Source organism: Streptomyces sp. NPDC048001, assembly GCF_043203115.1.
Taxonomy (GTDB): Bacteria; Actinomycetota; Actinomycetes; order Streptomycetales; family Streptomycetaceae; genus Streptomyces; species Streptomyces sanyensis.
In genome coordinates, this window is the sequence record NZ_JBIDBN010000011.1 from 207,244 (window position 1) to 233,025 (window position 25,782).

General features: G+C 74.3%; 25 protein-coding genes. 19 read left to right on the plus strand and 6 right to left on the minus strand.

The window, feature by feature from the left end; genetic code table 11:
- The first annotated feature begins 41 nt into the window (after positions 1–41).
- The 4 genes from ACGF15_RS21710 (at position 42) to ACGF15_RS21725 (ending at position 3,691) form a co-directional block, all read left to right on the plus strand.
- Complete coding sequence (locus tag ACGF15_RS21710) at positions 42–737, plus strand: ABC transporter permease (protein ID WP_392801246.1); 696 nt, start codon at positions 42–44, stop codon at positions 735–737.
- Positions 737–1,420: an ABC transporter permease gene (locus ACGF15_RS21715; RefSeq protein WP_345614302.1), complete on the plus strand. Its 684-nt coding sequence runs from the start codon at positions 737–739 to the stop codon at positions 1,418–1,420. Before ACGF15_RS21710 ends, ACGF15_RS21715 begins: the two co-directional genes overlap by 1 nt.
- Before the next feature lie 113 nt (positions 1,421–1,533).
- On the plus strand, positions 1,534–2,496 hold the full coding sequence (locus ACGF15_RS21720) for an ABC transporter substrate-binding protein (protein WP_392801128.1): 963 nt from the start codon (positions 1,534–1,536) through the stop codon (positions 2,494–2,496).
- Positions 2,497–2,593: 97 nt separating this feature from the next.
- Positions 2,594–3,691, plus strand: a complete 1,098-nt coding sequence (locus ACGF15_RS21725) for a hypothetical protein (protein ID WP_392801131.1) — start codon at positions 2,594–2,596, stop codon at positions 3,689–3,691.
- Positions 3,692–3,739: 48 nt separating this feature from the next.
- Here ACGF15_RS21725 and ACGF15_RS21730 read toward each other — a convergent pair whose 3' ends face one another.
- Together ACGF15_RS21730 and ACGF15_RS21735 are read right to left on the minus strand one after the other, a co-directional pair.
- The gene (locus tag ACGF15_RS21730; protein ID WP_392801134.1) at positions 3,740–4,882 is read right to left on the minus strand and encodes an NADH-quinone oxidoreductase subunit D; all 1,143 of its coding nucleotides are present in this window, start codon (positions 4,880–4,882) and stop codon (positions 3,740–3,742) included.
- A gap of 12 nt (positions 4,883–4,894) precedes the next feature.
- Positions 4,895–5,941 (minus strand): SAM-dependent methyltransferase, encoded by a 1,047-nt coding sequence (locus ACGF15_RS21735; RefSeq protein ID WP_392801137.1) that lies wholly within the window; start codon positions 5,939–5,941, stop codon positions 4,895–4,897.
- Between the two features lie 95 nt (positions 5,942–6,036).
- Here ACGF15_RS21735 and ACGF15_RS21740 point away from each other — a divergent pair, with 95 nt between their 5' ends.
- Positions 6,037–7,236 (plus strand): sensor histidine kinase, encoded by a 1,200-nt coding sequence (locus ACGF15_RS21740; RefSeq protein WP_345614297.1) that lies wholly within the window; start codon positions 6,037–6,039, stop codon positions 7,234–7,236.
- Between the two features lie 77 nt (positions 7,237–7,313).
- Positions 7,314–7,973 (plus strand): response regulator transcription factor, encoded by a 660-nt coding sequence (locus ACGF15_RS21745; protein WP_345614402.1) that lies wholly within the window; start codon positions 7,314–7,316, stop codon positions 7,971–7,973.
- Between the two features lie 48 nt (positions 7,974–8,021).
- Here ACGF15_RS21745 and ACGF15_RS21750 read toward each other — a convergent pair whose 3' ends face one another.
- Positions 8,022–9,140 (minus strand): DUF5937 family protein, encoded by a 1,119-nt coding sequence (locus ACGF15_RS21750; RefSeq protein ID WP_345614401.1) that lies wholly within the window; start codon positions 9,138–9,140, stop codon positions 8,022–8,024.
- A 107-nt stretch (positions 9,141–9,247) separates the two neighbouring features.
- Between ACGF15_RS21750 and ACGF15_RS21755 the strand changes: the two genes are divergently transcribed.
- On the plus strand, positions 9,248–9,424 hold the full coding sequence (locus ACGF15_RS21755) for a hypothetical protein (protein ID WP_345614296.1): 177 nt from the start codon (positions 9,248–9,250) through the stop codon (positions 9,422–9,424).
- A 57-nt stretch (positions 9,425–9,481) separates the two neighbouring features.
- Here ACGF15_RS21755 and ACGF15_RS21760 read toward each other — a convergent pair whose 3' ends face one another.
- Entirely contained in the window at positions 9,482–10,966 is a 1,485-nt protein-coding gene (locus tag ACGF15_RS21760; RefSeq protein ID WP_392801142.1) for a threonine aldolase family protein, read from the minus strand.
- Between the two features lie 117 nt (positions 10,967–11,083).
- On the opposite strand from ACGF15_RS21760, the gene ACGF15_RS21765 reads away from it, so the two are divergent.
- The 10 genes from ACGF15_RS21765 to ACGF15_RS21810 all read left to right on the plus strand — a co-directional run bounded on the left by ACGF15_RS21765 (position 11,084) and on the right by ACGF15_RS21810 (position 19,287).
- Positions 11,084–12,004, plus strand: a complete 921-nt coding sequence (locus tag ACGF15_RS21765; RefSeq protein WP_345614294.1) for a DUF2520 domain-containing protein — start codon at positions 11,084–11,086, stop codon at positions 12,002–12,004.
- A complete protein-coding gene (gene panC, locus ACGF15_RS21770) occupies positions 12,001–13,023 on the plus strand; it encodes a pantoate--beta-alanine ligase (RefSeq protein ID WP_362607856.1) in 1,023 nt (340 codons plus the stop codon). The genes ACGF15_RS21765 and panC overlap by 4 nt, the downstream gene beginning before the upstream one ends.
- Positions 13,020–14,750 carry an L-aspartate oxidase gene (locus tag ACGF15_RS21775; RefSeq protein ID WP_392801147.1) on the plus strand — a complete coding sequence of 577 codons (1,731 nt, stop codon included), beginning with the start codon at positions 13,020–13,022 and terminating at the stop codon, positions 14,748–14,750. Before panC ends, ACGF15_RS21775 begins: the two co-directional genes overlap by 4 nt.
- Positions 14,747–15,754, plus strand: coding sequence for a carboxylating nicotinate-nucleotide diphosphorylase (gene nadC / locus ACGF15_RS21780; protein WP_392801150.1), 1,008 nt, complete (start codon positions 14,747–14,749; stop codon positions 15,752–15,754). Before ACGF15_RS21775 ends, nadC begins: the two co-directional genes overlap by 4 nt.
- Positions 15,754–16,551, plus strand: a complete 798-nt coding sequence (locus ACGF15_RS21785) for a type III pantothenate kinase (protein ID WP_345614290.1) — start codon at positions 15,754–15,756, stop codon at positions 16,549–16,551. The genes nadC and ACGF15_RS21785 overlap by 1 nt, the downstream gene beginning before the upstream one ends.
- Before the next feature lie 189 nt (positions 16,552–16,740).
- Positions 16,741–17,418, plus strand: coding sequence for a hypothetical protein (locus ACGF15_RS21790; protein ID WP_392801251.1), 678 nt, complete (start codon positions 16,741–16,743; stop codon positions 17,416–17,418).
- A 76-nt stretch (positions 17,419–17,494) separates the two neighbouring features.
- Positions 17,495–17,668, plus strand: a complete 174-nt coding sequence (locus ACGF15_RS21795) for a hypothetical protein (RefSeq protein WP_256526609.1) — start codon at positions 17,495–17,497, stop codon at positions 17,666–17,668.
- Positions 17,669–17,799: 131 nt separating this feature from the next.
- On the plus strand, positions 17,800–18,258 hold the full coding sequence (locus tag ACGF15_RS21800) for a BlaI/MecI/CopY family transcriptional regulator (protein ID WP_392801155.1): 459 nt from the start codon (positions 17,800–17,802) through the stop codon (positions 18,256–18,258).
- A gap of 9 nt (positions 18,259–18,267) precedes the next feature.
- On the plus strand, positions 18,268–18,795 hold the full coding sequence (locus tag ACGF15_RS21805) for an amino-acid N-acetyltransferase (RefSeq protein WP_345614287.1): 528 nt from the start codon (positions 18,268–18,270) through the stop codon (positions 18,793–18,795).
- Positions 18,796–18,951: 156 nt separating this feature from the next.
- Entirely contained in the window at positions 18,952–19,287 is a 336-nt protein-coding gene (locus ACGF15_RS21810; RefSeq protein ID WP_256526665.1) for an Lsr2 family protein, read from the plus strand.
- Here ACGF15_RS21810 and ACGF15_RS21815 read toward each other — a convergent pair.
- Positions 19,266–19,841, minus strand: coding sequence for an SCO3374 family protein (locus ACGF15_RS21815; RefSeq protein ID WP_392801158.1), 576 nt, complete (start codon positions 19,839–19,841; stop codon positions 19,266–19,268). The genes ACGF15_RS21810 and ACGF15_RS21815 overlap by 22 nt on opposite strands.
- 431 nt (positions 19,842–20,272) lie before the next feature.
- Here ACGF15_RS21815 and ACGF15_RS21820 point away from each other — a divergent pair, with 431 nt between their 5' ends.
- The gene (locus tag ACGF15_RS21820; protein WP_256526613.1) at positions 20,273–22,798 is read left to right on the plus strand and encodes an ATP-dependent Clp protease ATP-binding subunit; all 2,526 of its coding nucleotides are present in this window, start codon (positions 20,273–20,275) and stop codon (positions 22,796–22,798) included.
- Positions 22,799–22,898: 100 nt separating this feature from the next.
- Here ACGF15_RS21820 and dacB read toward each other — a convergent pair whose 3' ends face one another.
- Entirely contained in the window at positions 22,899–24,506 is a 1,608-nt protein-coding gene (dacB, locus tag ACGF15_RS21825) for a D-alanyl-D-alanine carboxypeptidase/D-alanyl-D-alanine-endopeptidase (RefSeq protein ID WP_392801162.1), read from the minus strand.
- A gap of 546 nt (positions 24,507–25,052) precedes the next feature.
- Between dacB and ACGF15_RS21830 the strand changes: the two genes are divergently transcribed.
- Complete coding sequence (locus ACGF15_RS21830) at positions 25,053–25,733, plus strand: M23 family metallopeptidase (RefSeq protein WP_345614284.1); 681 nt, start codon at positions 25,053–25,055, stop codon at positions 25,731–25,733.
- Positions 25,734–25,782 lie beyond the last annotated feature (49 nt).

A 25,782-nucleotide genomic window follows, 5' to 3' on the forward strand; every position in this document is an offset into this window, starting at 1 on the left:
CGTGCGGCTTTTCGGGGGAGGTGGGAAGGGTGACATCCGAGCTGGCCGCGGGCGACTGCCTGGTGGCGAACGACTGGATCTGCGGCGCGTATCTGCGCAGCCGCGGCCCGGAGCTGACCGACGCCACCCTCCAGCACGTCTGGATCACGGTCCTGTCCGTGGCGATCGGTGTGGCCGTCGCCCTGCCGCTCGCCCTGCTGGTGCGGGCGCGGCCCCGGTTCGCCGCGCCGGTGCTCGGCCTGACGACGCTCCTCTACACGATCCCCTCGCTGGCGATGTTCTCGCTGCTGCTGCCGCTCTTCGGGCTCTCGGCCGCCTTGGTGGTCACCGGGCTCGTGCTCTACTCGCTGACCATCCTGGTGCGCAACACCCTCGCGGGCCTCCAGGCCGTGCCGGAGGAGGCGCGGGAGGCCGCCCGGGGCATGGGCTACGGGCCGCTGCGCCTGCTGTGGGAGGTCGAACTGCCGCTCGCGCTGCCCGCGCTGATGGCCGGGGTGCGCATCGCGACGGTGTCGACGGTCGCGCTGACCACGGTCGGGGCGCTGGTCGGCAAGGGCGGCCTGGGCAACCTGATCGACGAGGGCCTGCAGACCACCTTCAAGGCCCAGGTGCTGACCGCCTCCCTGCTGTGCGTGCTGCTGGCGGCCGTCGCCGACGTGCTGCTGCTCGGACTCCAGCGGCTGCTCACCCCCTGGACCAGGACCCGGTCCGACCGGGCCGGAAGGGCGGCGCTCTGATGGGATTCCCGGCCGACGTCTGGACCTGGCTCACCACCGCCTCCCACTGGAGCGGGGAGGGCGGGGCCTGGCAGCGCCTGGTGGAGCACCTGTACGTCAGCGGGGCGTCCCTGCTCCTGGCCTGCGCGCTGGCGCTGCCGCTCGCGCTGTGGCTGGGCCACATCGGCCGGGGAGGGGCCCTGGCGGTCACCCTCGCGAACGCCGGGCGCGCGATCCCGGTCTTCGCCGTGCTGGCCCTGTTCATGCTCACCCCGCTGCGGAGTGCGGGCTACTGGCCGACCGTCCTCGCCCTGGTGCTCTTCGCGGTGCCGCCGCTGCTGACCAATGCCTACACGGGCATGCGCGAGGTGGACCGGTCGGTGGTGGAGGCGGCGCGGGGCATGGGGATGTCCGGGGGCCAGCTCTTCCTGCGGGTGGAGCTGCCGCTGGCCTACCCGCTGCTGATGACGGGCGTCCGCTCGGCGGCCGTGCAGGTGGTGGCCACCGCGACGATCGCCTCCATGGTGGGCCAGGGGGGCCTGGGGCGGATCATCACGGCCGGGTTCGCCACGTACGACACCCCCCAGGTGGTCGCCGGGGCGCTGCTGGCGGCCCTGCTCGCCCTGCTGGTGGAGGGCGTGCTCGTCGCCGCGGACCGGCTGCTGAGCCCGCTGCGCAGGCCGGCGACCGCCGCCGGGCGGTGAGGCGCCCCCGGTGCCCCGGCCCGCCCTGTTCGCCCTGTTCGCTGTGTTTGCTGTGTTCGCTCGATCGGTTGCCGACGACGGAAGGGTCCGAAGTGTCCAGAACGGAGAGCCTGATGGGAAAGACTTTGCGCGTGACGGGTGCGGTACTCGGCGCGGCGGCGCTGGTGGGGGGACTCACCGCCTGCGGCGGCGACAGCCTGGAACAGCGGTCGGGCGGCTCCCCGGGGGACCGGGGGAGCCTGGTCGTGGGGGCCGCCGCCTTCACCGAGTCCAAGGTGCTCGCCGAGCTCTACCGCGGAGTCCTCGACGAGGCGGGCTACACCGTCTCGATCACCACGGTGAAGAACCGGGAGCTGTACGAACCCGCCCTGGAGAAGGGCGAGATCGACATCGTGCCGGAATACGCGGCGACCCTTGCGGAGTTTCTGAACGCCAAGGTCAACGGCCCGGAGGCGCCCGAGGAGAAGCCGGTGGCCTCCAGCGATGTGGAGTCCACCGTCGCGGCGCTGACCGCTCTCGCGGAGCCGCTCGGGCTGAAGGTCCTCGACGCGGGAGGGGCCGTCGACCAGAACGCCTTCGCCGTCACCCGGGAGTTCGCCGAGAAGAACGACCTCGCGTCCCTTTCCGACCTCGGCCGGGCGAAGATCCCGGTGAAGATCGCCGCCGGTGACGAGTGCGAGGTGCGGCCCTTCTGCGCTCCCGGCCTCACGTCCGTCTACGGCATCGAGGTCGCGGGCATCGACCCCAAGGGAGTCGGTACGCCCCAGGCGAAGCAGGCCGTCAAGGACGGTGAGGACCAGCTCGTCCTGACCACCACCACCGACGCCACCCTGGAGTCCTTCGGGCTGGTCCTGCTGGAGGACGACAAGGCGCTCCAGAACGCCGACAACGTCCTGCCGGTGGTCAACGCGAAGGACGCCGGGGACCAGGAGATCGCCGATGTCCTCGGCCGCCTGACCGCGGCGCTCACCACGGAGGACCTGGCGCGGCTCAACCGCGCCGTGGACGCGGAGCGGGCGAAGCCGGAGGACGCGGCGCGGGACTACCTGGTGGAGAAGGGACTGATCGAGAAGTAGGGCCGTTCCGCAGGCGGCGTGCCGGCCCGGCATCGCGTTCCAGAGATTTGCCGGGCCGACACCCCATTCGGCCTCTACGCACGGTAAATTTCGGGCCATGCCACGTGGACGCCACCGCCATTCACCGCCCCTGCACAAGCAGCTGCCGCCCTCGGTCGTGGCCGGAGCCTCGGCCCTGTTCGCCCTCGGAGCGTGGTTCACCGGTGAGACCCTCGTGCTGCGTCTGCTGGTGGTCGCCGCCGCGGCGGCGGCCGTCACCGGCGCCGTGATCATGCGCAGCTGGGACCACGGCGCGGGCCGCCGGGTCGCCGAGCTGACCCGTGCACGCGCCAGCGACCAGTGGAAGGCCGAGGAGCGCATCGCCGAACTGGAGGCGGACGTCGAGGAGTCGCGCGAGCTGCGCGCCAAGCTCGACGCCAAGCTCCGGGCCAAGCGGGTGGAGCTCGCCGGGCTGCGCGGGGAGCACGCGGCCCTGTTGCGCCGCTACGCCACCGCCGAGACCGAGCGCGCCAGCGCCCTGGAGGGCCGGCGGCAGCTCGCCGTCGACTCCGCGTCCCCGGCCAGGGCGCTCCCGCCGGCCGGCTCCACGCCGACCCCGGCGGTCTTCGCCCGCGCGGCCCGCGCCCTGACGGAGCTGTCCCGCAACGCCGCCGCGCAGGAGGCACGGCGCACCGTCGAGGAGGCCCGTGCCCGGGACCTCGCCGACCGCTCCCGCGAGACGGAGGACGCCACCGGCCGGCACGCGGCCCGCTCCGCCGCCCCCCGGACCCGCACCGTTCCCGCGCTGCCCGCCCGGAAGGCCGTCCCGGCGGCCTCCGCCGTCCTCCCCCACGGTGCCCAGGGCCTGCGGGCCCGGCGCCCGGAGGGCGGCTTCGACTTCTTCGGCACACAGGCCGGTGCGGAGGGTTCCGCCCAGGGCGGCCCCGCGCCCCGGACCGGTGCGGAGCCGGCGGCCGGTACCCCGGCGGGGCCTGCCGGGGAGCGGGCTGCGGAGGAGGCCGCCCCCGCGGCCCCGGCCGCGCGGGAGCAGATCGAGGCGGTGCAGGACGAGGACCTGGCCGACGTGGTCGGCCCGGAGGCACTGGCGGCGGAACGCGCCAAGGACACCCGTGCCATCGGCAAGGTCATCGACCTCACCGCGCACGACGAGACGGAGCAGCTGGACGTGGCACGGCTGCGCGGCGCCGTCTCCTGAACCGTCCCGGCGCCTGCCGCGCGACCGCGGCGGGCGCCGTCCCCGGCCCTACTTGTCGATGTCGCCGACGACGAAGAACAGCGACCCCAGAATGGCCACCATGTCGGCCACCAGGGTCCCCGGCAGCAGCACGCCGAGCGCCTGGATGTTGTTGAAGGACGCCGAGCGCAGCTTGAGACGGTAGGGGGTCTTCTCTCCCTTGGAGACCAGGTAGTAGCCGTTGATGCCGAGCGGGTTCTCCGTCCAGGCGTAGGTGTGGCCCTCGGGGGCCTTGAGCACCTTCGGCAGACGCTGGTTGACCGGCCCGGGCGGCAGCTCCGCGATCCGGTCCAGGCAGGCGTCCGCCAGGTCGAGGGCGTTGTGGGTCTGGCCCAGCAGCACCTCGAAACGGGCCAGGCAGTCGCCCTCGGGGCGGGTGACCACCTCCAGGGCGTCCCCCAGTTCCCCGTACGCCAGGTACGGCTCGTCCCGGCGCAGGTCCACGTCCACCCCGGAGGCCCGGGCGATGGGTCCGCTGACCCCGTAGGCGTGCACCGCCTCGGCGGAGAGCACCCCCACTCCCCGGGTGCGGCCGCGGAAGATCTCGTTGCCGAGCACCAGGCGGTCGTAGACGTCCATCCGGGAGCGGACGGAGGCGACCGCGCCCCGGGCGCGGTCGAGCCATCCGGCCGGCAGGTCCTCCTTCAGTCCTCCGACCCGGTTGAACATGTAGTGCATCCGGCCGCCGGAGACCTCCTCCATGACGTGCTGGAGCTCCTCGCGCTCCCGGAAGGCGTGGAACACCGGGGTGATGCCGCCGAGTTCGAGGGGGTAGGAGCCGAGGAACATCAGGTGGTTGAGGACCCGGTTCAGCTCGGCGAGCAGGGTGCGCGTCCACACCGCCCGCTCGGGGACCTCCATGCCGAGCATCCGCTCGACGGCCATGACCACGCCCAGCTCGTTGGAGAACGCCGACAGCCAGTCGTGGCGGTTGGCCAGCATCACGATCTGGCGGTAGTCACGGGCCTCGAACAGCTTCTCGGCCCCCCGGTGCATGTACCCGATCACCGGCTCCGCCTCGCGGATGCGCTCGCCGTCGAGGACCAGGCGCAGCCGCAGCACGCCGTGCGTGGAGGGGTGCTGGGGGCCGATGTTGAGCACCATGTCGGTGCTCTCCGCCGCACCGCCGATGCCGACCGTGGTCTCCGTCATGTGCCCAGTCTCTCAGAGCGGACCCGCCGCCCACGGCCCGGCCGGGGCGCCCCGGCCGGGCCGTGGGCCGGGTTCCTCACCGGCCTCCGGAGCCCCCTCGGGGACGGGCTGGACCAGCCAGGTGAAGTCCCCGAGCCCGCCGCGCGCGGTCAGCTCGGCCGCCTCGCCCGCCCGCGCCAGCGCGCGGACGTACCCCGCCGGATCCGACGACGCCAGGGACAGCGGCGGCCTGCGGCCGGAGACGCCGAGCTCCCGGAGCACCTCGTGCTGCGGGCGCAGCCGCGCCCCGGGGGCCCCCGCGGCGCAGGCGTCCAGTGCCACATGGGCGGTGATGTCGCAGCTGCCGTCGGGCACCGGGCGCACCTGGCGGCCGTCCCGGAATCCGGTCAGGGTGCCGAGGACGGGGCGTTCGTCCGCGGTGTGGGCGTAGTCGACGGCGACCGCGAGGCCGGCCTCCAGACACCCCGCGGCCCGCGCCCACGCCTCGTCGCGCGGACGGCCGATCTCAGCCCGCGACCCCGGCCCGGCCGGGGGCCACCAGCGCTCCAGCCAGCGCGCGTCCGCCCCGGTGACCTCCCCGCCCAGGCGCTCGGTGCCCTCCCGGTCGACCAGCACCCGCCGGCGCCGCCCCCGTGCGTCCACCTCGGCCACGTCCACGGGGACGTTGTCCAGCCACTCGTTGGCGAAGAGCAGCCCGCTCTCGCCGCGCGGGACCTCCCGGTGCCAGCGGATGCGCGGGTCCAGCCCCTCCGGGCGCCCGGCGCGCTCCACGGCGTGGGCGCGCACCGGGAAGTCCGGCGGCAGCGCGGCCAGCACACCGCTCAGCAGCTCCCCGCGGCCCGCCCCCACGTCGATCAGCGCGGGTTCGCGCAGCCCGAACCGGTCCGCCGTGCCGACCAGCAGCCGGGCCACGGCCGAGGCGAACAGCGCGGAGGCGTGCACCGAGGTGCGGAAGTGCCCCGCGGGACCCTCGGGCCTGCGGTAGAAGCCCTCGGGCCCGTACAGCGCCACCTCCGCCGCACGGCGCCAACCGACCTGCTCACCGGCATCGGACCTCATGTGCACAGTCTCCACCTTGGGGAGTACGGCCCGGCCGGGCGGATCGCCCCTCCGGTTGACTCCGGCACCTATCCCGCTTCCTTACGCTTGGTCGCGTGCAGCGCCTCTACGACTTCATCCGCAGACACCCCACGGGCGTCGACTCGCTCTGGGCCCTCGGGCTCGTCGGGCTCACGCTGCTGTCCGCGGCCGGGGTCACCGAGGGACCGGCCCATTTCTGGACCGCCGTCGGGATCGCGGTGCTGTACGGCGTGGTCGTCGCGCTGCGCCGGCGGATGCCGGAGCGGATGCTGCTGCTGGCCGCGGCGCTGGGCGTGGCCCAGCTGGCGGCCGATGTGACGGTCTACCCGGCCGACTTCGCCATGCTGGTGATCATCTACACGGTCGCGGCGCACGGGGGCCCCCGATGGGCGTCCCGGCTGGCGCTGCTCGGCGGGATCCTCGCCGCGCCGCTCGCCCAGATCCGCTGGCCGCTGGAGGACGCCGGGCCCGGCGGGCGGGTGTTCTTCACCGTGGTCATGGCGCTGCCCTTCGTCCTCGCCTGGGTGCTGGGCGACTCGATCCGCACCCGGCGCGCCTACTTCGCCCAGCTGGAGGAGCGCGCCACCCGGCTGGAGAAGGAGCGCGAGGCGCAGGCGAAGGTCGCCGTGGCGGCGGAGCGCGCCCGGATCGCCCGGGAGCTGCACGACGTGGTCGCGCACAACGTGTCGGTGATGGTCGTCCAGGCGGACGGTGCCGCCTACGTCCTGGACTCGGCCCCCGACCAGGCGAAGCAGGCGCTGGAGACCATCTCCGGCACCGGGCGGCAGGCGCTCGCGGAGATGCGCAGGCTGCTGGGCGTGCTGCGCACGGGGGACGCCCCGGAGAGCGGGGAGTACGTGCCGCAGCCGGACGTCGGCCAGATCGAGGACCTGGTCGAGCAGGTGCGCGGCGCCGGCCTGACCGTCGACTTCCGCGTCGAGGGCACCCCGAGGCCGCTGCCGAGCGGGGTGGAGCTCACCGCCTACCGCATCGTGCAGGAGGCGCTGACCAACACCCGCAAGCACGGCGGCCCGGAGGCCGGGGCGAGCGTCCGGCTGGTCTACTTCGACGACGGCCTCGGGCTGCTCGTGGAGGACGACGGCCGGGGGGCCTCGCACGAGCTGTACGAGGACGGCGGCGCCGACGGCAGGGGCCACGGGCTGATCGGCATGCGCGAGCGGGTCGGCATGGTCGGCGGCACCCTGGACGCGGGGCCCCGGCCGGGCGGCGGTTTCCGGATCAGCGCCCTGCTCCCGCTCAAGCCCGCCCCGTAGCCGTACCGGCCCCGCTCCGGGGCCCTGCCCTTTCCGAGCCGAGAGAACGAGGACCGACCGTGACGCCCATCCGAGTGATGCTCGTGGACGACCAGGTGCTGCTGCGCACCGGCTTCCGCATGGTGCTCGCCGCCCAGCCGGACATGGAGGTCGTGGCCGAGGCGGGCGACGGGGCCGAGGCGATCGGCATCCTGCGCTCCACGGCGGTGGACGTGGTGCTGATGGACGTGCGCATGCCCCGGCTCGACGGGGTGGAGGCGACCCGCCGCATCTGCACCGGGCCGGACGCGCCCAAGGTCCTCATCCTGACCACCTTCGACCTCGACGAGTACGCCTTCTCCGGTCTGAAGGCGGGCGCCAGCGGGTTCATGCTCAAGGACGTCCCGCCCGCCGAACTGCTGGGCGCCATCCGGTCCGTCCACAGCGGGGACGCGGTGGTGGCCCCGTCCACCACCCGGCGGCTGCTGGACCGGTTCTCCCCGCTGCTGCCGAGTTCCGGCAGGGAGCCGGAGCACAAGGAGCTGGAGCGGCTCACCGAACGGGAGCGGGAGGTGATGCTGCTGGTCGCGCAGGGGCTGTCCAACGGCGAGATCGCGGCCCGGCTGGTCCTGTCCGAGGCCACGGTGAAGACCCATGTGGGCCGGATCCTGACCAAGCTCGCGCTGCGCGACCGGGTGCAGGTCGTGGTGCTCGCCTACGAGACCGGGCTCGTCCGCGCGGGCGGCGGCGCCGGCTGACCCGGCTGTCCGGAGGGCCCGTCGGCCGCAGGCGGTCGCCGGGCGCCCTCAGCGCAGCACGGTCTCCAGGAAGTCGCTGCCGATCCGGGCCACCGCGGCGACGTCCAGCTGGTGCAGGACATAGCGCCCGCGGCGGCGGGTCGTCACCAGCTGCGCCTTCTTCAGCACGGCCAGGTGCCGGGAGACCTCGGGGGCCGTGATGCCGCAGGTCTCGGCCAGTTCGCCGGTGGTGTGCGCGGCACGGGCCAGATGGCGGCACAGGCGCATCCGCAGCGGATGGGCCAGCGCCTCCATCCGCCGCTCCAGCAGCTGCACCGTGCCCGGGCCGGTGAGCTCGGGCGCGGAGACCGGGTAGTGGATCACGGGCCGCCAGCCGGGGGCGTGCAGCACCAGCAGATGCGGCCAGCCGAAACTGGTGGGGACCAGGGTGAGCCCGGCCCCCACGGCCGGGTCCACCGCCGTGGTGCGCCCCTGGGCGAGCTTGTCGGCCGTGATCCTGCCCCGGTCCTCGTCCACGGCGAGTGCCGGGGAGGCGGCGTGCAGCGTCTCGGCGAGGCCCTTGCGCCGCAGCAGGTCCGTCTTGCGGCGGGCGTCCGCGGCAAGCCGCCCGGCGGTGCGGCTCCAGGTGTCGGCGAAGAAGGCCTCGTCGCAGTCCTCGAACAGCCGCCTGACCCAGGAGCGCACCGCGGCGGGGTCTGCCAGCAGCCGCCGGGTGAAGTCCAGTTGCCGGGGCCCGCGGGTGGCCGCGAGGTCGAGTGCCTGCTTGCGCCGCCGCTCGTCGCTCAGGGCGGAGTAGCCGCCCGCCGAGTAGTGGCTGGCGCAGGTGAACTCCAGGGCGGCGGCCACGAAGCGCTCGTCGTCCAGCCGGTCGAGCAGGTCGAGGTCCTCCGCCAGCGTCGTCCCGGGACGGCCCCCGCCCTCGGCCGCCGTGAGCCCCGCGAAGGGCATGAACACATCGGAGAAGATCGTCCGCCACAGGAAGTCGGCCTCGCACAGCCGGTCGGCGAGGTCCGGCTTGAGCCCCGCGGAGGTGGCGGTGGCCCAGCCGTGCAGCCCCGGGTGGTGGCCGGGCTCGGTCAGCGCGTGCAGCGCCACGCCCAGCTCGGCCAGGGGGGAGATGTCGAAGACGATCCGCTCGGGCGCCAGGCCCGCGATCTCGATGGTCACGCTCACGGCACCCATCGTGCGCCGTCGAGGGCGTTTCGGCCGCATCGTTTGACGGGGGGCGTCAATCGGCGCGACGCGGGCGGCCCCGCCGCGCCAGCGTGGGCACCGTGAACGCGATGCACCAGCACATGATCGACCTCCGCCGGACGGCCCTGGAGGGCGGGGCCGCGCCCCCGCGGCCCGGCGAGGTGGAGGGGCGCCGGCTCCTCGCCTGGCTCGACTCCCGCCGCGCGGCCCGCCGCGCGCGGTACCGGGCGGCGGACGGCGGCGCGGACGGAGGCTGACGGGGCCGTCCGCCGCCGTGCCGGCGGCGCGCCCGGGCGGCGCGCGGCGGGCCGGGCTCAGGGCAGCCGGCGGGCGAAGTCCGCCGCGGCCTCGCCGACGTCCCCGGCCGACCACCGCAGCCCCTCGGCGGACACCGTCACCTCGGTGCGGCACATCCCCGGCGGCCCGTCCGGGAACCAGCGCCGGAAGAGGGTCACCCCGGTCTCCTCCGACTGCGCCAGCGCGGCCGCGTTCGCGGCGTCCGCCTCGACGGGCAGCCACACCTGGAACTGGTGGGTCTGCGGCACGGGCGGGTTGACGCGGTGCCAGGGGACGCCCGCGGCGGCCAGCCCCTCGCCCAGCGCGGCCGCCACCGTCCTGGCGTGGGCCACGTAGGACGGCAGGCGGGGCAGCTCCCGCTCCAGACCGACCAGCCCGGACAGCGCGGCCGGGTACTGCTGGAACACCTGCCCGCCGTAGCGGTGGCGCCAGGCCCGGGCCTCCTCCACGAGGGAGTGCGGGCCCGCGAGCACCGCCCCGGACAGTCCGCCCAGCGACTTGTAGAAGGACACGTAGACGCTGTCCGCGAGGCCGGCGATCTCGTCCAGCGGGCGCCCGAAGTGCGTGCCGCACTCCCACAGCCGGGCTCCGTCCACATGCACCACCGCGTCCCGCTCCCGGGCGGCGCCGACGGTGGCCACGAGGTCGTCCCACTCCGGCAGCACGAACCCGGCGTCCCGCAGCGGGAGCTCCAGCATCAGCGTGCCGAAGGGCTCCTCCAGCTCCTGCACCTCCTCCGCCGAGGGGAGGCGGGGCTCGTGCGTGGGGTGGACGGTGCGCAGACCGCCGACGACCGACAGGGCCGAGCGCTCGTGCACCTCCGGATGGGACAGCGGGTGCAGCGCCACCGTCCGGTTGCCGGTGCGCCCCGCCCAGCAGCGCAGCGCCACCTGCTGCGCCATCGTGCCGGTGGGGAAGTGGACGGCGGCGGGGAACCCGAGCAGGGCCGCGGTCCGCCGCTCCAGTTCGGCGACCGGGCCGTCGCCGTAGAGGTCCACCGGGGAGTCCATGGCGTAGACCTCCGCGGCCCCGGCGGCCAGGGCGGTCAGGCCCTCGCGCACGGTGCGCTCCGCGGAGCTGCGCCACAGGACGCGCGTGGAGGCGCGCCAGGCGGCGACATGGCGTGCCCTGTCGTCCGCGTCCCGGGGGCCGTCCGCGTCCGCCGGGCCGTCCGCCGCGGGGGCGCGCCCGTCCCGGGGGCCGTCCTCCGCGGCTCCGCCGCCGCCCGCCGGGCCGTCCCCGGCGGCCGGGTCGGCGCGCCGGACCCCTTCCGGCTCCCCGCCCCCGCCGCCGCCCCCGCCGCCGCCCGCCGCGGAGCGCGCCCCGGGGGCCGCAGCGCCGCGCGAGGGGACCGCGCCGCCCGGCCCCGGGCGGGACGCCCCCGCGCGCGGCGCGCCGGGTCCGCCGGGCGGCGGACCGCCCCGGGTGCCGGGAAGGGGAGTCCGGGCCTGCCGGGACTCCTGCTGGGTGCGGGGCTCGCCGTGCTCACTTCTCTCGCTCACGGTGCGATCATCGCCCACAGCCTGTGGACAACGGGGGAGAGCGCGGCGGGCGCTGGCGTAGCATCGTGACGAGAAATCGTCCGGTACCCCTCGCGGACTGGAACGGAAGGCCCCCGCGTGAACGCCACACCAGCACAGGAACCGCTCGATCCGCGGGACCGCCCCGCCCGGCTGGCCGTGGGGGTGGTCGGCGCCGGGCGCGTCGGCCCGGCGCTCGCGGCCTCCCTCGCGCTCGCCGGCCACCGGCCCGTGGCCGTCTCCGGGGTGTCGGACGCCTCCCGCCGCAGGGCCGCCGCCCTGCTGCCCGACGTCCCGCTGCTCACCCCCGCCGAGGTCCTCGAACGCGCCGAGCTGGTGCTCCTCACCGTGCCCGACGACGCGCTGCCCGGGCTCGTCGAGGGGCTGGTGGAGACCGGGGCGGTGCGTGCCGGGCAGCTCCTGGTGCACACCTCCGGCCGCTTCGGCGCCCGGGTGCTCGACCCGGCGACCCGCGCGGGCGCCCTCCCGCTCGCCCTCCACCCGGCGATGACCTTCACCGGCACGGCCGTGGACGTCCAGCGGCTGGCGGGCTGCTCCTTCGGGGTCACCGCCCCCGAGGAGCTGCGGCTCGCCGCCGAGGCCCTGGTCATCGAGATGGGCGGCGAGCCCGAGTGGGTCCGGGAGGAGGCCCGCCCGCTGTACCACGCGGCCCTCGCCCTCGGGGCCAACCACCTCGTCACGCTCGTCGCCCAGTCCATGGAACTGCTGCGCACCGCGGGCGTCTCCGCCCCGGACCGGATGCTGGGCCCGCTGCTGGGCGCCGCCCTCGACAACGCCCTGCGCTCCGGTGACGCCGCCCTGACGGGCCCGGTCGCCCGGGGCGACGCGGGCACCGTCGCCGCCCACGTCGAGGAGCTGCGCCGCCACGCCCCGGGCGCCGTGGCGGGCTACCTGGCCATGGCCCGCACCACCGCGGACCGCGCCCTCGCCCACGGCATGCTCAAGCCGGAGCTCGCCGAAGACCTGCTGGGCGTCCTCGCGGAGGGGGACCTGCGATGAACCGTGCCGCCGCCCGGACCGTGGACCTGCTGCCCACCCGCGCCGGGCTCCACCGCACCCTCCGGGGACGCGCCGCCGGAACCACCGCCGTGGTCATGACCATGGGCGCCCTCCACGAGGGCCACGCCGAACTGGTCCGGGCCGCCCGCGCGCACGTCGGCGAGGAGGGCTTCGTCCTCGTCACCGTCTTCGTCAACCCCCTCCAGTTCGGCGCGGGCGAGGACCTCGACCGCTACCCGCGCACGCTCGACGCCGACCTCAGGACGGCCGCCGCCGCCGGGGCGGACGCGGTCTTCGCCCCGTCCGTCGACGAGGTGTACCCCGGGGGCGAGCCGCAGGTGCGCATCGCCGCGGGCCCGATGGGGGAGGTGCTGGAGGGCCGGACACGCCCCGGGCACTTCGACGGCATGCTCACCGTGGTGGCCAAGCTGCTCCACCTCACCGGCCCCGACGCGGCCTTCTTCGGGCAGAAGGACGCCCAGCAGCTGGCGCTGATCCGCCGGATGGTCCGCGACCTGAACTTCCCCGTGGAGGTCGTCGGGGTCCCCACCGTCCGGGAGGAGGGCGGGCTGGCCCGCTCCAGCCGCAACGCCTACCTCTCGCCCGCCGAGCGCACCACCGCCCTGGCGCTGTCCCGGGCCCTGTTCGCCGCCCGCGACCGCCTCGCGGCCCAGCACGCCCTGCACGCCCGGGCCGAGGCGGTGCCCGGCGCGGCCGCGCGGGCCGCCGCCCTGTCGGCGATGGGCGAGGCCCGGGCCGCGGCCGACGCCCACGCCGTGGCGCGGGCCGCCCCCGCGGGCGGAGCGGACGCCGTGCGGGCCGCCGCCCGGGCGGTGCTCGACGAGGCGGCGGGCGCCCGGCCGCCCCTGGTCCTGGACTACCTGGCGCTGGTCGACCCCGGCACCTTCACCGAGGTCCCCGACGACCACGCGGGCGAGGCCGTCCTCGCCGTGGCCGCGAAGGTGGGCGGCACCCGCCTGATCGACAACATCCCCCTGACCTTCGGAGCCCCCCAGTGACCGGAATACGGCTGGCCGCCCCCGCCCCCGGGTGGGCCATCGAGGCCGACGTCGTCGTCGTGGGCTCCGGGGTGGCGGGGCTGACCGTCGCGCTGCGCTGCGCCGCCCGCGGACTGAGCACCGTCGTGGTCACCAAGGCCCGCCTGGACGACGGGTCCACCCGCTGGGCCCAGGGCGGCATCGCCGCCGCCCTCGGCGAGGGCGACAGCCCCGAGCAGCACCTGCAGGACACCCTCGTGGCCGGCGCCGGCCTGTGCGACGAGGAGGCGGTGCGCGTCCTGGTCACCGAGGGACCCGGAGCCGTGCGCCGGCTGATAGGCACCGGCGCCCGCTTCGACACGGACCCCTCCTCCGGCGCGATCGAACTCACCCGCGAGGGCGGCCACCACCGCCGCCGCATCGCGCACGCGGGCGGCGACGCCACCGGCGCGGAGATCTCCCGCGCCCTGGTCGACGCGGTGCGCGAGCAGGGCCTGCGCACCATCGAGAACGCCCTCGTGCTCGACCTGCTCACCGACGCCGAGGGCCGCACCGCCGGTGTCACGCTCCACGTCATGGGCGAGGGGCAGCACGACGGCGTCGGGGCCGTGCACGCCCCCGTGGTGGTGCTCGCCACCGGCGGCATGGGCCAGGTCTTCTCCGCCACCACCAACCCGGCCGTCTCCACAGGCGACGGGGTGGCACTGGCCCTGCGGGCCGGGGCCGAGGTCTCCGACCTGGAGTTCGTGCAGTTCCACCCGACCGTGCTCTTCCTCGGCCCCGGCAGCGAGGGCCAGCAGCCGCTGGTCTCGGAGGCCGTGCGCGGCGAGGGCGCCCACCTGGTCGACGCCGACGGCGTCCGGTTCATGCTCGGCCGGCACGAGCTCGCGGAGCTGGCCCCGCGCGACGTGGTCGCCAAGGGCATCATGCGCCGGATGCACGAGCAGGGCGCCGAGCACATGTTCCTGGACGCGACGCACTTCGGCGCCGCCATGTGGGAGCAGCGCTTCCCGACGATCCTCGCGGCCTGCCGCGCGCACGGCATCGACCCCGTCACCGAGCCCGTCCCCGTCTCGCCCGCGGCCCACTACGCCTCCGGCGGCGTGCGCACCGACCTCGACGGCCGGACGACGGTCCCCGGCCTCTACGCCTGCGGCGAGGTCGCCTGCACGGGGGTCCACGGCGCCAACCGCCTGGCCTCCAACTCCCTGCTGGAGGGCCTCGTCTTCGCCGAGCGGATCGCCGCCGCCGTCGCCCCGGGCCCGGTCGGGCCGCCGGTGGCGGGCGGCGAGCGGGTGCCGCTGCTCGCCCCGGAGGCCCGGCGGGAGATCCAGCGGGTCATGACCCGGGGCGCGGGCGTCATCCGGACGGCCGCCAGCCTCGACGAGGCGGCCGCCGGGCTGGAGTCGCTCTCCCGGCAGGCCGCCGAGGAAGCCGGCTCCACCGGCAAGTCCGCCGAACCGGGTGTCGAGTCCTGGGAGGCGACGAACCTGCTGATGGTCTCCCGCGTCCTGGTGGCCGCCGCCCGCGAGCGCGCCGAGACGCGCGGCTGCCACTGGCGCGAGGACCACCCGGACCGGGACGACTCCGCCTGGCGCCGCCATCTGGTGCTGCGCCTCCCGTCCTACCGCCGCCCGGTCGCCGCCCGCACCGGCTCCGAGGCGTTCCCGCCCGTCCTGCCCGTACCGCCGGGAGGCTCCTCCGCGCCCCCGGCCCCGACCTCCACCCCCAGGGAGACGCAACCGTGACCACGCCCGAAGAACGTCCCGAGCCCGTGGACGTCCCGCTGATCCAGATCGGCGGCACCGCCGCCGGCACGGGCTGCGGCGACGGCTGCGGCTGTGCCGACGAGGTCCCCGAGAGCGGCCTGGACCCCGCGCTCGCCGAGCTCCTCGCCGCCTCCGGCCTCGACCCGGTGCAGATCGAGGACATCGCCCACCTGGCCGTCGAGGAGGACCTCGACGGAGGCGTGGACGTCACCAGCGTGGCCACGGTCCCCGAGGACGCGGTGGCGACCGGCGACTTCACGGCCCGCGAGGCCGGGACGGTGGCGGGCCTGCGGGTCGCCGAGGCGATCCTGTCCATCGTCTGCACCACCGACTTCGAGGTGGAACGCCATGTCGAGGACGGGGACCGCGTCGAGGCGGGCCAGAAGCTGCTCTCCGTCACCGCCGGCACCCGGGAGCTGCTGACCGGCGAGCGCAGCGCGCTCAACCTGCTGTGCCGGCTCTCCGGCATCGCCACGGCCACCCGGGCGTGGGCCGACGCCCTGGAGGGCACGGGCGCGAAGGTCCGCGACACCCGCAAGACCACGGTCGGGCTGCGTGCGCTGGAGAAGTACGCCGTGCGCTGCGGGGGCGGGGCGAACCACCGGATGTCGCTCTCCGACGCGGCCCTGGTGAAGGACAACCACGTGGTGGCCGCCGGAGGGGTGGCGGAGGCGTTCAAGGCGGTGCGCGACCGCTTCCCGGACGTCCCGGTCGAGGTCGAGGTGGACACCCTCCACCAGGTCCGCGAGGTCCTGGACGCGGGTGCCGACCTGATCCTGCTGGACAACTTCACCCCGGCCGAGACGGAGGAGGCCGTCACCCTGGCCGCGGGCCGCGCCGTCCTGGAGTCCTCCGGCCGCCTCACCCTGGACAACGCCCGGGCCTACGCCGAGACGGGCGTGGACTTCCTCGCGGTGGGCGCCCTCACCCACTCCTCGCCGATCCTGGACATCGGCCTCGACCTCCGCGAGGTCGAGTCCTGATGCTGCTCACCATCGACGTCGGCAACACCCACACCGTCCTGGGGCTCTTCGACGGCGAGGACATCGTCGAGCACTGGCGCATCTCCACCGACTCGCGCCGCACCGCGGACGAGCTCGCGGTGCTGCTCCAGGGGCTGATGGGCATGCACCCGCTGCTGGGCGACGAACTCGGCGAGGGCATCGAGGGCATCGCCATCTGCTCCACCGTGCCGTCCGTCCTGCACGAGCTGCGCGAGGTCACCCGGCGCTACTACGGGGACGTGCCCGCGGTGCTGGTGGAGCCCGGAATCAAGACCGGCGTACCGATCCTCATGGACAACCCCAAGGAGGTGGGCGCCGACCGCATCATCAACGCGGTCGCGGCCGTCGACCTCTACGGCGGCCCGGCGATCGTGGTCGACTTCGGCACCGCGACGACCTTCGACGCGGTCAGCGCCCGCGGGGAGTACGCGGGCGGGGTGATCGCGCCCGGCATCGAGATCTCCGTCGAGGCCCTGGGGGTCAGGGGCGCCCAGCTCCGCAAGATCGAGCTGGCCCGCCCGCGCAGCGTGATCGGCAAGAACACGGTGGAGGCCATGCAGGCCGGCATCGTCTACGGCTTCGCCGGCCAGGTCGACGGCGTGGTGCAGCGCATGAAGCGGGAGCTCGCGGACGACCCGGACGAGGTGACGGTCATCGCCACCGGCGGCCTGGCCCCGATGGTGCTGGGCGAGTCCTCGGTGATCGACGAGCACGAGCCCTGGCTCACCCTGATCGGCCTGCGCCTGGTCTACGAGCGGAACGTCTCGCGGATGTGACGGGGGCGCGCCCCGCGGCGCGCCTGCGCGGTCCCGGGGGCGTACACGGCCGCCGGGGCCGCTTCCCCCGCGGCACCGGGGGCCCGGAGAGCCCCCACGCAACGCCCCCTTTCGTACCATTAGGCGGAATACGGCCGATCGGCTCGTATGGTCGGCCTCATGCCCACGCCACACGGACCCCACGGCGGCATGGCCTTCGGTGCGGACGAGCTGCGAGTGCTCCGCCGCGCCCTCGCCGCCGCCCTCCATCCCGTCCCGCTCCCCGCCGAGGACGCCCGCGCCTGTCTGCGCCTGGCCGACGCCGTGGACGAGGCGGTGCGCGAGTCAGCCCGGCAGCGGGCGTTCCTGGCCGCCGACCTCGCCCGCTACCGCCGCGCCCTGCCCGGGGCGGCCTCCACCTATCTGGAGCTGCTCCAGGAGGCCCTGGCGGCCGGGTACGAGCCGGCGGCCGAGGACCTGGCGGCCCTGCGGCCCCTCTCCGGCGACCCCGAGGCCGCGGCCGTGCTCCGGCGCTGCCTCTCGCTCGCCGAGCAGGCCGTGCGCGACCGGCTGGCGCAGGGCCCCGCGCCCGTACCCGCCTCCGCGCCCCTACCCGTCTCCGGCCCCGCGCCGCGCGCCTCCGGCCCCGAGCCCGCCGCGCCCGAGCCCTCCGGTCGCCGCCGGGGCCGGCTCCTGGCGCTCCCCGGGGGCCGCGCGGCCGACGAGCCGCGCAAGCCCTCCCCGCAGGCTCCACGGCCCCGCCCCACCCCGGGGGAGCGCCCCACCCCCGGAGAGCGCCCCACGCCCCCGGTTCCCAAGCCCTCCGAGGTCTTCCCGCCGCGCCGCAAGCCCACCCCGCCGCCCTCCGGCACCCGCGCCGCCGGCTGACCGGGCGCGCCGCGCCGGGCGCCGCCCGGCGGGCCCGGCCGGTTCGCACGGAGGGGGCCTCGCTACCCTGGACGCCATGGACTACGTTTCCGCGCTCGTGCCCCCGGTGGTGATGGCCGCGTTCTTCATCGGCCTGGTGGTGACGATCGTCAAGAGCCAGGGCGGCCCCAACAAGGCCAAGGAGGACGCGGCGGTGGACGCCGCCCTGAGCCGCGCGGAGTCCGCGCGGCAGCCCGGCACCGACGCCTGAGCGGGGCGGCCCGCCCGGCGGGCACCCGACGCGACACCGAAGGACGCACGGCACTCACGCGCCGTGCGTCCTTTTCGATGCCTCCTCCGTCAATGGCCCGCTGCCGGACTTCCTCCCACTATGGTGGCAATGTGCCCCGCCAATTGGGAGAGCTCGAAGACGCCGTCATGACCCGCGTCTGGCGATGGAACCGGCCGGTCACCGTCCGGGAAGTCCTGGAGGACCTCCAGAAGGACCGGTCCATCGCCTACACGACCGTCATGACGGTTATGGACAATCTCCATCAGAAGGGCTGGGTGCGCCGCGAAGTCGACGGCCGCGCCTATCGGTATACCGCCGTCTCCACACGCGCCGCCTACGCGGCGGCGCTGATGAACGAAGCCTGGGCCCAGAGCGACAACCCCGCGGCCGCTCTCGTCGCCTTCTTCGGGATGATGTCGCCGGAGCAGCGGGAGACGCTGCGCGCGGCGATGCGCATCCTCCAGGGAGATCTGGGCGACGCGGGCGGCGAAGACGCCGAAGGCGCGGCGGGAGGCGAACCCGGCGAGGACGGCGAGGCCGCCGACGGGGCGGGCGGGACGGGGCGATAGCGTCGCGCCATGCCTTATGCCGCAGCAAATGCCGTCACCATCCGGCGGGCCAGGACCGGCGATGTCCCCGACGTGCGGCGACTGGTCGATCCGTACGTGAGTGAAGGCATCCTGCTCGACAAAGCGACGGTCACTCTTTACGAGGCCATCCAGGAGTTCTGGGTCGCGGAACGCGACGAGGACGCGAAGGTGGTGGGCTGCGGCGCCCTGCACGTGATGTGGGAGGACCTCGCCGAAGTCCGCACCCTGGCGGTCGACCCGGAGTTCCGCGGGCACGGCGTCGGCCACCGGGTGCTCGGCAAGCTCCTGCAGACGGCGCGCTGGCTGGGGGTGCGCCGCGTATTCTGCCTGACCTTCGAGGTGGACTTCTTCGGGAAGCACGGCTTCGTCGAGATCGGGGAGTCCCAGACCCCCGTCGACACCGATGTCTACGCCGAGCTGCTGCGTTCCTATGACGAGGGCGTCGCGGAGTTCCTGGGGCTCGAACGAGTGAAGCCGAACACCCTGGGCAACAGCCGCATGCTTCTGCACCTGTGAGGGCAGCATGGGCCGGAGGGAAGCAGCGAACCCTATGTCCGAATCGCGTACGTTTCCCGCGTTCTCGTGGTTCTGAACCTCGGCCGAGGGTTTGTGTTTTCCACGGAAAAGCGGTTTCCTTTCCGCGTACTGCATTTTTCGATGAAAGGAAATCCGGTGGCGCAGAAGGTTCAGGTCCTTCTTGTCGACGACCTCGACGGCGGCGAGGCGGACGAGACCGTGACGTTCGCTCTGGACGGCAAGACCTACGAGATCGACCTCACCACCGCCAATGCGGACAAGCTCCGGACACTGCTGGAGCCTTACGCGAAGAACGGCCGGCGAACCGGCGGTCGCGCCGCGGCGGGCCGGGGCAAGGGCCGTGCGGCGGCGGGTGGCAACAAGGACACCGCGGAAATCCGCGCATGGGCGAAGGCGAACGGCTACGAGGTCAACGACCGCGGCCGTGTCCCCGCCGCCGTGCGCGAGGCCTACGAGAAGGCCAACGGCTGAATCCCCGTCCCTCCGGCACGGGCGCGCACCGCGCGCAGCAGCCGGACCCGGTGGCACTCGGCGGCCGCCGCGGCCACCAGCCGGACCAGGTCGGGGCCGTCCGCCCTGCCCCCGAGTCCGCTGAGGGCCGGGAGCTGCGCCCGGCGTCCTGCCACGGGCGGGCGCAGCCAGCGGTGCTCCCCGCGGGCGGCCTGCCCGGGCGGCGGTGGAGCGGTGATCCGCCCGCCCGCCCCCACGGAGGCGAGGTCCAGGTCCACGCCGCCCCAGTCCAGCCACTCCAGCAGGGACGGCAGCTCGTCCGCCGTCCCGGCGGCCGTCAGCAGCCGCATCCGGTCCCCGGCCGCGGCGGCGGGCCCCGTCGCGGGCCCGCGCGCGAGCAGCGCGGCCCCGGCGTCGAGCGGCAGCTCCAGCACGTCGAAGACGGCGCCGGTCAGCAGCTGGACGGGTGGTCCGGCCACCGCGTCCCAGCCGAGCGCCGTGCGGTACCAGTCCGCCGCGCCGTCCTCGGCGGACGCGCGGGGGTGCGGGACGGCGGGCGGGACGGTTGCGGCCATGATCCGGGAACTCCTCGACCCTCCGGGACGTCACACAGGGTGTGTGCGACATCGCACAGTGTGTCGGATCGGGCAGGGTCCGCGGGGGGTGAACGGCGCAAGGTTGTTCGCCCGTAGCTGAGGGAACGGGGGTGCGCCGCATGGACTGTCGGTGGCGGCGGGTAAGACATTCCTAGTGGGGAGGGGCGACACGCTCGCCGGGCCGTCCCACGTTCGCCATCGGCGTACTGGTGGCGAGCGTATGTGCCTGGCCTGCGGGAACATCGTCTCGCACCATCGGGTTGGAGCAGTTGTCGGCGTTCAGGGGTCAGGAGGCCACAGACGGGTGTCGGCAGTTGGAATGAGCGGTCCCCGCTTGCGGGACTAAGCTGCGGAAGGACAGGGAGGGGACCGACCCCTTACTGCCTGACCGCTCTGAGGAGCGATTAACGATGTTCGAGAGGTTCACCGACCGCGCGCGGCGGGTTGTCGTCCTGGCTCAGGAAGAAGCCCGGATGCTCAACCACAACTACATCGGCACCGAGCACATCCTCCTGGGCCTTATCCACGAGGGTGAGGGTGTCGCCGCTAAGGCCCTGGAGAGCCTCGGGATTTCGCTCGAGGCGGTCCGCCAGCAGGTGGAGGAGATCATCGGCCAGGGCCAGCAGGCCCCGTCCGGGCACATCCCCTTCACGCCCCGTGCCAAGAAGGTCCTGGAGCTGTCGCTCCGGGAGGCCCTCCAGCTGGGCCACAACTACATCGGCACCGAGCACATCCTGCTCGGCCTGATCCGCGAGGGCGAGGGCGTGGCCGCCCAGGTCCTCGTGAAGCTGGGCGCCGATCTCAACCGGGTGCGGCAGCAGGTCATCCAGCTGCTCTCCGGGTACCAGGGCAAGGAGGCCGCCACCGCGGGCGGCCCGGCCGAGGGCACGCCCTCGACCTCCCTCGTCCTCGACCAGTTCGGCCGGAACCTCACCCAGGCGGCCCGCGAGTCCAAGCTCGACCCGGTCATCGGGCGCGAGAAGGAGATCGAGCGGGTCATGCAGGTGCTGTCCCGCCGCACCAAGAACAACCCCGTGCTCATCGGCGAGCCCGGCGTCGGCAAGACGGCGGTCGTCGAGGGCCTGGCGCAGGCCATCGTCAAGGGCGAGGTGCCCGAGACCCTCAAGGACAAGCACCTCTACACCCTGGACCTGGGCGCCCTGGTCGCCGGCTCCCGCTACCGCGGTGACTTCGAGGAGCGCCTGAAGAAGGTGCTCAAGGAGATCCGCACCCGCGGCGACATCATCCTGTTCATCGACGAGCTCCACACCCTGGTGGGTGCGGGCGCCGCCGAGGGCGCGATCGACGCCGCCAGCATCCTCAAGCCGATGCTGGCCCGCGGTGAGCTCCAGACCATCGGCGCCACCACGCTGGACGAGTACCGCAAGCACCTGGAGAAGGACGCGGCCCTCGAGCGCCGCTTCCAGCCGATCCAGGTCGCGGAGCCCTCGCTCCCGCACACCATCGAGATCCTCAAGGGCCTGCGCGACCGCTACGAGGCGCACCACCGGGTCTCCATCACCGACGAGGCGCTGGTCCAGGCCGCCACCCTGGCCGACCGGTACATCTCGGACCGCTTCCTGCCGGACAAGGCGATCGACCTCATCGACGAGGCCGGCTCGCGGATGCGCATCCGCCGGATGACCGCGCCGCCGGACCTGCGCGAGTTCGACGAGAAGATCGCCGGCGTCCGCCGGGACAAGGAGTCCGCGATCGACTCCCAGGACTTCGAGAAGGCGGCTTCCCTCCGCGACAAGGAGAAGCAGCTGCTGGCGGCGAAGGCCAAGCGGGAGAAGGAGTGGAAGGCCGGCGACATGGACGTGGTCGCCGAGGTCGACGGCGAGCTGATCGCCGAGGTCCTCGCCACGGCCACCGGCATCCCGGTCTTCAAGCTGACCGAGGAGGAGTCCTCGCGTCTGCTGCGCATGGAGGACGAGCTCCACAAGCGGGTCATCGGGCAGAAGGACGCCATCAAGGCGCTCTCGCAGGCCATCCGCCGTACGCGGGCCGGCCTGAAGGACCCGAAGCGCCCCGGTGGCTCGTTCATCTTCGCCGGCCCCTCGGGTGTCGGTAAGACCGAGCTCTCCAAGACGCTCGCCGAGTTCCTCTTCGGCGACGAGGACGCGCTGATCTCCCTCGACATGTCGGAGTTCAGCGAGAAGCACACGGTCTCCCGCCTCTTCGGTTCGCCCCCCGGCTACGTGGGCTACGAGGAGGGCGGCCAGCTCACCGAGAAGGTGCGCCGCAAGCCGTTCTCCGTCGTCCTCTTCGACGAGGTCGAGAAGGCCCACCCCGATATCTTCAACTCCCTGCTCCAGATCCTGGAGGACGGTCGCCTGACCGACTCCCAGGGCCGGGTCGTGGACTTCAAGAACACGGTCATCATCATGACGACCAACCTCGGGACCCGGGACATCTCCAAGGGCTTCAACCTGGGCTTCGCCGCCCAGGGCGACGTCAAGACCGGCTACGAGCGGATGAAGGCGAAGGTCAACGAGGAGCTCAAGCAGCACTTCCGGCCGGAGTTCCTCAACCGTGTCGACGACACCGTGGTGTTCCACCAGCTCTCGCAGGAGGACATCATCCAGATCGTCGACCTGATGATCGCCAAGGTCGACGAGCGTCTGAAGGACCGGGACATGGGCATCGAGCTCAGCTCCTCGGCCAAGCAGCTGCTCGCCAAGCGGGGCTACGACCCGGTGCTGGGCGCCCGGCCGCTGCGCCGGACGATCCAGCGCGAGATCGAGGACGTGCTCTCGGAGAAGATCCTCTTCGGCGAGCTGCGCCCCGGTCACATCGTGGTCGTGGACACCGAGGGCGAGGGCGAGGAGAAGAAGTTCACCTTCCGCGGCGAGGAGAAGTCGGCCCTGCCGGACGTCCCGCCGATCGAGCAGGCGGCCGGCGGCAGCGGGCCGAACCTCTCCAAGGACGCGTGAGCGGCCCGCCGGGGCACGCCTGAGACACGGTCGGAGGGCCTGGCCCGGACACCCCTGGAGGGGTGTCCGGGCCAGGCCCTTCCGTGTGCGCGGGCCCGGCTCAGCAGGAGGCCGGCTTGCGCCAGGAGCACTCCAGCCCGTCCTCGGCGCCGCCCTCGCGCGCGGCGGGCGGGCGGACCGCCCCGATTCGGCCGGCCGCCGTGTCCGAGGAGGCGAGCAGGACCACGATCGCGTCCTCCACGCTCTTCACCGAGGGGGCCAGGTAGTCGTTGAGCAGGATGCCGAACACCAGCTCCCGCCCCCCGGCGTCGGTGACCGTGCCGGACAGGGCGGAGGCACCGGTGAGTGAGCCGGTCTTGGCCCGGGCGTTGAGCGCGGCCGGTGTCGAGCACATCCGCGAGCGCAGGGTCCCGCCCACGGCCCGGTCGGGTGCGCAGGCCACGGGCAGGGAGGCCGACCACTGCGCGTACCAGGGGGCGTCGCGCACCGCGAGGAGCAGGGTGGTGAGCTCCTCGGCGGGGAAGAGGTTCATCCGGGACAGGCCCGAGCCGTCGGCCTGGCGCACGGTGGCGGTGCGGACGCCCCGCTCCGCGAGGTGGGCCCGCACCTCGGAGAGTCCGGCCGCCCAGCTCCCCTCGCCCGCCCGTACGCGGCCGATGGTCTTCACCAGGGCCTCGGCGTGCATGTTGTTCGACAGCTTCATGAACGGGTGCATCACCTGGGACAGCGGCATGGAGCGGTGGGAGGCCAGCACCCGTGCGCCGGGCGGGGTGGGCCGCCCGGTCCGGGTCGTGCCCCGGACCCGCACACCGTGCGAGGCGAGGGACTCCGCGAAGACGGAGGCCGCGTAGCCGGACGGGTCCCGCACGGCGATCCACTCCTTCGTGGCGGGCGCCCCGAGGGGGATCGTGCCCGTCACCGTGATCGTGGCGCCGCCGTGCGGCCGGTCGACGGTGAGGGTGTCGGCCCCGCCCTCGTCGACCGTGCGGCCCGTGACCTCGAGGGGCACATGCCCGGTGGGCGGCGTCAGGGAGACCCGCGGCGGGTCTCCGGGCCGGGCGCCCGGACGGGCCTCCACCAGGACGGTCCCGGCGTCGTAGTCGGTGTCGGGGGCCAGCGTCAGGGCGGAGACCGGCGCGGAGTAGTACGCGGACTCGTCCTCGGCCGCCCAGGAGCGGCCCAGCCGGACGCCGTCGAAGGCGGTGTCGTCCGCGAGGATCCGGCCCGTCACACGGCGGATGCCGGCGGCGGCCACGTCCGCGGCCAGCCGCTCGTAGTCCGCGGCGAGCATCGTCGGGTCGCCGTCGCCCCGCAGGTACAGGTCCCCGTGCAGGGTCGAGCCGTGGCGGTGGCCGCTCGCCAGTACCCGGGTGGTCCAGCGGTGGCCGGGCCCGAGCAGGGCCATGGCGGCGAGCGATGTGGCGATCTTGGTGGTGGAGGCGGGCATCAGCCGGTCACCCGCGTCGCGCCGGTAGAGGCGCTCGCCGGTGGCGGCATCGGCGACGACGACGCTCACGGAGCCCCCGTCGAGCCGGGGGTCGGTGAGGATCTCGTCCAGGGCGCCCTTGAGCCCGGTGTCGGAGGGGCCCGCCCCGGCGGGCGGGCCCCAGGCGAGGAGGGTGCAGGCGAGGGCCGCGACGGCGGCCAGGGCCCCGGCGCGGCGCAGGGCGGAGGGGCGGTGGCGCGCGGGTTCGGGGGGTCTGCTCATGGCACCGGAGGATCCCGCACACCCCCGTGCCGCGGAAGCATGCCGCGGGGCGTTGCGCCATGTGGCACCGGTCACTCCCAAATGGTGCAAAACGGGCGCGCGTTGGCCTCACCCGAACGGCGGTTCCGCGTGGCCCGGGTCACCTTTCGAGCCTCCGTGGGGCGCTTCGCCCGTGACAAGGCGCACAGGACGAAACGGACCTACTAGATGGAATAGTGCGGGACTCCGGTGCTCTTCCGGGGGGTCGGGCCTCCGGTGGTGCCGGCCCTGCGGGCCCCGGGTGCCACGTCCGGCGGGCGCACGGGCCGAAGGTGCCGCTGCTGGGCCCCGACATGCGGCTAAACCTGATCCAATCCGGACATCCCGGTTCGTTCTTCGGGGCTTCGGGCGGGGGGTGTCCGGTGCGTCAAGAGTCCGATTTCCCTCGCCCTCTCTACGACCTGATGTCGTAGTTGAGGCATTTGAGGCGACTTGGGTGGACGGGTTACCAAGGTGGGGCCAGCCCGGCGAGCACGCCGGGTCCATTCATGCCCGGAGGTTTCCCGTATGTCGAAGCGCACCATGATCCACCGTCTCCGCCCGTCCGTGCTCCGTACCCGTGGTGCCGTCGTGGCCGCCGGAATGGGCGCCGTGATGGTCGTCGGAGCCGGTGCGGGTGTCGCCTCCGCAGACGCGGGCACGGCGGTCAAGCCCCTCGCCGCGAGCGCCGCCTCCGCCGTGGCCGCCCAGGCCGAGGCCCAGGCCGGCGCCGCCGCCAAGGCCGCGGCCGCCAAGGCCGCCGCCAAGAAGAAGGCCGCCGCGAAGAAGGCCTCCTGGGTCAAGCCGGTCGCCAAGTACACGCTGACCGCGAGCTTCGCCCAGGGCGGCTCGATGTGGGCCAGCAAGCACTCCGGCCAGGACTTCGCCGTCCCGGTCGGCACCCCGGTCAAGGCGGCCCACGCCGGCACCGTCGTCAAGGCCGGCCCCAACGGCGGCGGCGACGGCCCCGCCTACGGCAACGCCGTCGTGATCAAGCACGCCAACGGCAAGTACTCGCAGTACGCGCACCTGTCGAAGATCAACGTGAAGCCCGGCTCCAAGGTCAAGACCGGCCAGACGATCGCCAAGTCCGGCAACACCGGCAACTCCTCCGGTCCGCACCTGCACTTCGAGATCCGCACCACCCCGAACTACGGCTCCGCGCTGAACCCGGCCAGCTTCCTGCGCTCCGTCGGCGTCACCATCTGACGCACCGCGCGACGCAGCCCCCCGGCGCACCCCGCCCGGTCACCGCACC

Bases quoted from the DNA above. Each gene is read 5' to 3' on its own strand.
- ACGF15_RS21715 (WP_345614302.1), top strand. From the start codon at position 737: ATGGGATTCCCGGCCGACGTCTGGACCTGGCTCACCACCGCCTCCCAC.
- ACGF15_RS21720 (WP_392801128.1), top strand. From the start codon at position 1,534: ATGGGAAAGACTTTGCGCGTGACGGGTGCGGTACTCGGCGCGGCGGCG.
- ACGF15_RS21725 (WP_392801131.1), top strand. From the start codon at position 2,594: ATGCCACGTGGACGCCACCGCCATTCACCGCCCCTGCACAAGCAGCTG.
- ACGF15_RS21730 (WP_392801134.1), bottom strand. From the start codon at position 4,882: ATGACGGAGACCACGGTCGGCATCGGCGGTGCGGCGGAGAGCACCGAC.
- ACGF15_RS21735 (WP_392801137.1), bottom strand. From the start codon at position 5,941: ATGAGGTCCGATGCCGGTGAGCAGGTCGGTTGGCGCCGTGCGGCGGAG.
- ACGF15_RS21745 (WP_345614402.1), top strand. From the start codon at position 7,314: ATGCTCGTGGACGACCAGGTGCTGCTGCGCACCGGCTTCCGCATGGTG.
- panC (WP_362607856.1), top strand. From the start codon at position 12,001: ATGAACCGTGCCGCCGCCCGGACCGTGGACCTGCTGCCCACCCGCGCC.
- ACGF15_RS21785 (WP_345614290.1), top strand. From the start codon at position 15,754: ATGCTGCTCACCATCGACGTCGGCAACACCCACACCGTCCTGGGGCTC.
- ACGF15_RS21790 (WP_392801251.1), top strand. From the start codon at position 16,741: ATGGCCTTCGGTGCGGACGAGCTGCGAGTGCTCCGCCGCGCCCTCGCC.
- ACGF15_RS21795 (WP_256526609.1), top strand. From the start codon at position 17,495: ATGGACTACGTTTCCGCGCTCGTGCCCCCGGTGGTGATGGCCGCGTTC.
- ACGF15_RS21805 (WP_345614287.1), top strand. From the start codon at position 18,268: ATGCCTTATGCCGCAGCAAATGCCGTCACCATCCGGCGGGCCAGGACC.
- ACGF15_RS21815 (WP_392801158.1), bottom strand. From the start codon at position 19,841: ATGGCCGCAACCGTCCCGCCCGCCGTCCCGCACCCCCGCGCGTCCGCC.
- ACGF15_RS21820 (WP_256526613.1), top strand. From the start codon at position 20,273: ATGTTCGAGAGGTTCACCGACCGCGCGCGGCGGGTTGTCGTCCTGGCT.
- dacB (WP_392801162.1), bottom strand. From the start codon at position 24,506: ATGAGCAGACCCCCCGAACCCGCGCGCCACCGCCCCTCCGCCCTGCGC.
- ACGF15_RS21830 (WP_345614284.1), top strand. From the start codon at position 25,053: ATGTCGAAGCGCACCATGATCCACCGTCTCCGCCCGTCCGTGCTCCGT.